The 555-nt window shown below is 65.8% G+C and carries 1 pseudogene; it reads left to right on the forward strand.

The features are described 5' to 3' along the window. Window positions 1-555, forward strand: a pseudogene (locus SY1_RS09875) (hypothetical protein); the annotation flags it as partial.

The raw sequence follows: 555 nt of genomic DNA on the forward strand, positions 1-555 counted from the left end.
CTGCACATCATGAAGTGGTCCGTGGCAGGGTTCCCTGTCGCTCTTGCCCTCCTGACGGCGGGCTGGCGCCTCGTCCGAAACGGCGGGGACCGCCTGACGCTGAGGGTGGACCTCTTCGGGTCGATCTGGGCCCTGATGCTGGTTTACTGCGCCCTCATGCCGCTCTGGACCCCCATCTCCTCCGCGACGGGGATGCTGCACGAGCTCATCTGCCTGGCGGCGGTGTGGGCCTTCTACGTGCTGAGCGTCGATTCCTTCCCCAACGGGAGCCTCCGGCCGATCCTGTGGCTGGCCAACGTCAACGGGGCGATCAACGTCCTGTTCGCGGAGCTGCAGATCCGGGGGTTGAACGGGCTGGAATTCCTTGAGGGGACACCCCTGTCGGGCCTGCAGTCCCTGAGCTCCGTCATCCTGCCGACGCCGGGCAACTACATCGGGAACACCGCCCAGCAGAACATGTTCGGCCTCTGGATGGCCGTCTGCGTCATGAGTTCCGTCTACCTGTTCATCGCCTACGCCGTGGACGAGGAGGGCCGGAGAAGGCCCCTGTGGCTG

The sequence above is a fragment of the Fretibacterium fastidiosum genome, assembly GCF_000210715.1.
Classification (GTDB): domain Bacteria; phylum Synergistota; class Synergistia; order Synergistales; family Aminobacteriaceae; genus Fretibacterium; species Fretibacterium fastidiosum.